Origin of the sequence: Anaerofustis stercorihominis (assembly GCF_005844425.1) — a bacterium.
In the GTDB taxonomy this organism is placed as follows: Bacteria; Bacillota; Clostridia; order Eubacteriales; family Anaerofustaceae; genus Anaerofustis; species Anaerofustis butyriciformans.
The window spans coordinates 1-5037 of record NZ_SPHL01000065.1 but is presented as its reverse complement, the minus strand read 5'-3'; the positions used below and the strand labels follow the sequence as shown (position 1 = coordinate 5037).

Annotated in this window: 5 protein-coding genes; all 5 read left to right on the top strand. The window is 27.6% G+C overall.

What is annotated here, in order from left to right:
- Positions 1 to 858: ATP-binding protein (locus FGQ49_RS10460; RefSeq protein ID WP_431731927.1), on the top strand; the 858-nt coding region annotated here is incomplete at its 5' end.
- Positions 859 to 872: 14 nt separating this feature from the next.
- Positions 873 to 1958 carry a tRNA 2-thiouridine(34) synthase MnmA gene (mnmA, locus tag FGQ49_RS10065; RefSeq protein ID WP_279222120.1) on the top strand — a complete coding sequence of 362 codons (1086 nt, stop codon included), beginning with the start codon at positions 873 to 875 and terminating at the stop codon, positions 1956 to 1958.
- 69 nt (positions 1959 to 2027) lie between these two features.
- Positions 2028 to 2528: a hypothetical protein gene (locus FGQ49_RS10060; RefSeq protein ID WP_138269733.1), complete on the top strand. Its 501-nt coding sequence runs from the start codon at positions 2028 to 2030 to the stop codon at positions 2526 to 2528.
- Positions 2529 to 2548: 20 nt separating this feature from the next.
- Positions 2549 to 3697 carry a M20 metallopeptidase family protein gene (locus tag FGQ49_RS10055; RefSeq protein ID WP_138269732.1) on the top strand — a complete coding sequence of 383 codons (1149 nt, stop codon included), beginning with the start codon at positions 2549 to 2551 and terminating at the stop codon, positions 3695 to 3697.
- Positions 3698 to 3793: 96 nt separating this feature from the next.
- Positions 3794 to 5037, top strand: a 1244-nt coding sequence (locus FGQ49_RS10050; RefSeq protein WP_138269731.1) for a ComEC/Rec2 family competence protein, incomplete at its 3' end; no start/stop codon positions are given.

Sequence of the window (5037 nt, the reverse complement as noted above, 5' to 3'; positions counted from 1 at the left end):
AAGATGAATGAAATATTAATAGAAAATAATATTTCAAATGTTGAAGAGTTTAAAGAAGCTTTAGAAAAAAGAGAAGAATATGACAGACTAATAGATAGATATGAAAGTAACAACAAATTACTTTTAAATATCATTGACGGAAATGATATCGATGCTTTAGCTAAAAAATTTGAAGGTGAAGATATTGATGAAAATACTCTAAACTTAGTTAAATCTAATAATGGAAACATTATAGATGATGATGTTGATGTGATCAATGATGAAATAACAAATGTATCTGCAAAACTATCTAGAATAAACGGAATACTTGAAGAATCAAATTCTTTCAATGAAAATTTATGTGTAATTAATGAAGACATAAATAAATATGAAAAAAGAATTAAAGAATTTGAATTTAAACTTCTTGCAATTGAAAAGGCTATTGATACAATTAATAGTATTTCAAAAGATATCCATACAAATGTTGCACCTAAAATTAACGAAACATTAGGACAGATTATGTCTAAAATCACAAATGGTAAATATTCTACTGTAAAAGTTGATGATAATATGGACGTTATGGTGCTTGATGAAGAAAGCGGGCAGATGGTTGATGCTGAAACATTAAGTTATGGAACAATTGACCAAATATATCTTGCTCTTCGTTTTAGTATCATAGATAATTTACTTATTAATAATACAATGCCTATTATATTGGATGACTGCTTTATTCAATATGATGATTACAGGTTAAAAGAAGTATTGTCATACTTGGCATCAGTATCAGATGAAAAACAAATTATTATGTTTACATGTCATACAAGAGAAGAAAAAGCTCTAAAAGAATTAGGTATAAACTATAATAGAATAGTTTTATAAAAGGAGAAGTATAAGTGGAAAAAGTTGTAATTGGTATGAGCGGGGGAGTTGACAGTGCCGTAAGTGCATATCTTTTAAAAAGACAAGGATATGATGTAATTGGTTTATTCATGAAAAATTGGGATGAAACTGATGAAAATGGTGAATGTAGTGCTGAAGAAGATTATGATGACGCAAGAGCCGTATGTTTAAATATTGGCATACCTTGTTATACCGTTAACTTTACAAAAGAATATTGGGATAATGTATTTACTTACTTTTTAGATGAATATAAAAAAGGCAGAACACCTAATCCCGATGTATTATGTAATAAAGAAATTAAATTTAAGTGTTTTTTAGATTATGCAATGAATGTTCTTGATGCAGATTATATTGCAACGGGACATTATGCTAAGGTTGAACATACAGAAAACGGAACAAAACTTTTAAAAGCAAAAGACCTACATAAAGACCAAACGTATTTCCTTTCTTTATTAAGTTCAAAACAGCTTGAAAGAGTTATTTTCCCAATAGGAGATTTGGAAAAATCACAAGTAAGAAAAATAGCTGAAAGAGAAGGATTTAGAAACGCAAAGAAAAAAGATTCTACCGGAATATGTTTTATAGGAGAGAGAAATTTTACAAATTTCCTACAAAATTATTTGCCTAACCAAAAAGGTGATATGATTGATATGGACACCGGAGAAAAGAAGGGTGAACATATAGGTTTAATGTACTATACTTTGGGACAAAGAAGAGGTCTTGGGGTAGGCGGATGTGGAAGCGGAGAAAGATGGTATGTTGCTGATAAGGATTTAGAAAATAATATATTATATATTGTTCAAGGAGATAAAAATCCTAAATTATATAAAAATGGTTTTATTGCAACAGATGTAAATATGGTTTCTGGAGAATTTCCTGCTAAGAAATTTAGATGTGATTTAAGATTTAGACATTTACAGCCATTAAAAAAAGTAACGGTTGAAGTTTTGGATGAAAAAACAGTAAAAGTTATTTTTGACGAGGAACAAAGTGGTGTTACTCCGGGACAAATTGGTGTGTTTTATGATGGCGATGTATGTTTAGGAGGCGGAACAATAGATAAGTTAATTAAATTTTAATAAAAATGTTTTAAAATATTCTTATCTTTATGATACAATATATCACAAACAAATATGAGGTACGATTATATGAAAACAACAAAAAAAATATTAAGCATTTTAATTACTACTTTATTACTTTTTTCTCTGTTCGGTTGCGGTACAGAGCCTAAGGAACATTCGACTGATTTTTCAGATATCGAAAATAAATGGACACTTGATAGTATTTATCAAGATTCTCATGCGAAAAAGATTTCAGATGAAACAAAAACAGATATGGTTATTGACGAATCTTCAATGGTTGTTACTGTTACCAAAAAAGAAGGTTCACCTACAACTACTACATATACAATAAGCGGAGTAGCTGATGGAAAATTTACTGCAACAAGCGGGGATGGGACTATAGAATATACTTTTAATTACGATCCTGGGGCTAATTTATTACATTTGTATAATACTGATTCAAAAGGCAGAACTGTTCATACTGTTTATAGAGAATATTCAGAAACTCTTCCATGGGCAAATGAAGAAAAAACAGATGAAACAAAAACTAATACAAAATCAAATACTGATGAAACAAAGACAGAATAATTTATATCTTGGAGAAAAAAATGTTTGAACAGATTAAAGAAAAATATTTTGAAGAAATAACAAAAATAAGAAGAGATTTACATCAAATTCCAGAAGAAGGATTAAAGGAATTTGAAACAAGCAAATATATAAAAACTTATCTTTCAAACTTAGGTTTTAAATATGAAGAAACAGCTAATACCGGTGTTTTATGTTTTATAAATGCAGGCAGCGAAGAAACTTACGCATTCCGTAGCGATATGGACGGTCTAAGTATGGAAGAAAATAATGATATTGATTTTAAAAGTAAACATTGTAATATGATGCATGCTTGTGGTCATGATGGTCATATGGCTATACTTCTTGTATTTGCAAAATATTTATCAGAAAATAAAGATAAACTTAAAAAAAATATATTGTTGATTTTTCAACCGGCAGAAGAAGGACCCGGGGGAGCAAAACTTATTATTAAAGAAGGAAAATTAAAAAAATATAATGTTAAAAATGTTTTTGCTCTTCATCTTAGTCCAAACATCCCAAAAGGGAAATATTCATCAAAACCTTATGGCTTCTATGCTGCTTCAACAGAATTTACTGTATTTATAGACGGTAAAGCTTCACATGGAGCTGCTCCTCATAACGGTGTTGACTCTATTGTTATTGCAGCACAATATATAAATGGAATTCAAAGTATTGTAAGTAGAAATATTAATCCAATTAAAGAAGGACTTATTACAATAGGTACTATTAAAGGTGGAGATAGAATTAATATTATTGCCGAACACGTTGAAATGGAAGGTACAATAAGAACTCTTGATAAAAATACTTATAATATTATAGATAAGAGAATGCATACATTAGCAGATGGATTAAGCGAAGCTTATGGATGTAAAATCACATATGATTGGAGACCTTTTTATGGTATAACTTATAACGATAAAGAACTTTACGATAAAGTTGTGCCTGCATTTGGTGATGATTATATTTTGGGAGATGCTATTTTAAGTGCTGAAGATTTCTCTTTTTACAGTGAAGAAGTTCCTTCATTCTTTTATGAACTTGGAATAAGAGAAGAAGATAAAGGATATGTAAATCCTCTTCATAGTGTTAACTTTAATTTTGATGAAGAAAGCTTGCTTTATGGAGTAATGGGTAATATCAATATAATAAAAACTTTAGGCATAATATAAAAAGGGTATTTATATACCCTTTTTTATTTTTTTAAGAAATTTATTAATATTTATGTTAAAATTATTAATAACGAATTTAAAAAAAGGTAGATATTTATGGATATTAAAAGACCGGCAATAGTTCTTTTTTTATATGTTTTATGTTCTATTTTATCAGCGTATTTGAAATGCCCTGTTTTAATTTATATTTTAGGGCTGGCTTTGTCGTGTCTTGTTTTATTTAAACTTTTTCCTAATAATTCTTTGAGAGCTATTTTTGTTATTTGTGTAATATTTGGACTTATTACTTTTATTCATGCAAATTATAAGCTTAATTATAACAGTGAATTAAATAAGTATGCTGAGAAAAATATAACATTCACGGCAAAAATTGTTAAAGCGCCTGTTTATAAAGAAGATAAAACGCAGCTTTATGTCAAAGACATAAATATTTTTGATGAAGGAAAAACTGTACATATAAAAGATAAAGTATTAATAAACGTTTATTATGACTATCATACATATAATGTTGGAGATTATTATAAATTTACAGGTAAGGTAAAAACTCCAAAAGCTTTTGATGATTTTGATTATAATTTATATTTAAAAACCATAGGCATTTATAATTATATAAATGTAAATACAAATAAAGTTGAATTTAATAAAAGCGGGCATCTGATTTTCTATTTAGATAAAATTTTTGAAATAAGAGATAGTTTTAAATTAAATTTACTTAAAAATATTGATGATGAAGAAAATGTAAATTTAATTATGGGCATAATGTTCTCTGATAAAAGTTTAAGTGAAGAGACTACTGAAGACTTTAATGCTGTTGGATTAAGTCATGTGCTTGCAGTATCTGGATTGCATGTAGGACTTATTTATGGTGTTATTTTATTTATAATTTCCATGTTTAACATAAATAAAAAATATAGAGCATTAATTGTTGCTCCAATATTATTTATGTATGTTATGCTTGCGGGTATGTCTGTTTCAGCTCTTAGAGCAATGTTTTTGTGTATTTTAAATGAGTTATTATCCCTAAAACATGAAAAAGATAATGATGCTTTTAATAATATATTTATTATAGCAATAATATTGCTTATGATTAATCCTCTAAATTTATTTAATGTAAGTTTTTTATTATCTTTTAGTGCTGTAATAGGTATTATATTACTTGCACCTGTAATACAATTTAAAATTCTTGAAATGTTTTATGAAGAAAGCAGGTTTAAGAAAAATGTTGTAGGATTATTTTCTGTAAGTATATCTGCATATTTGTTTACTATACCTATTATACTTAATTCATTTGGTACGGTTTCTATCATAAGTATTATAGGTAATTTATTAATAGTACCTTT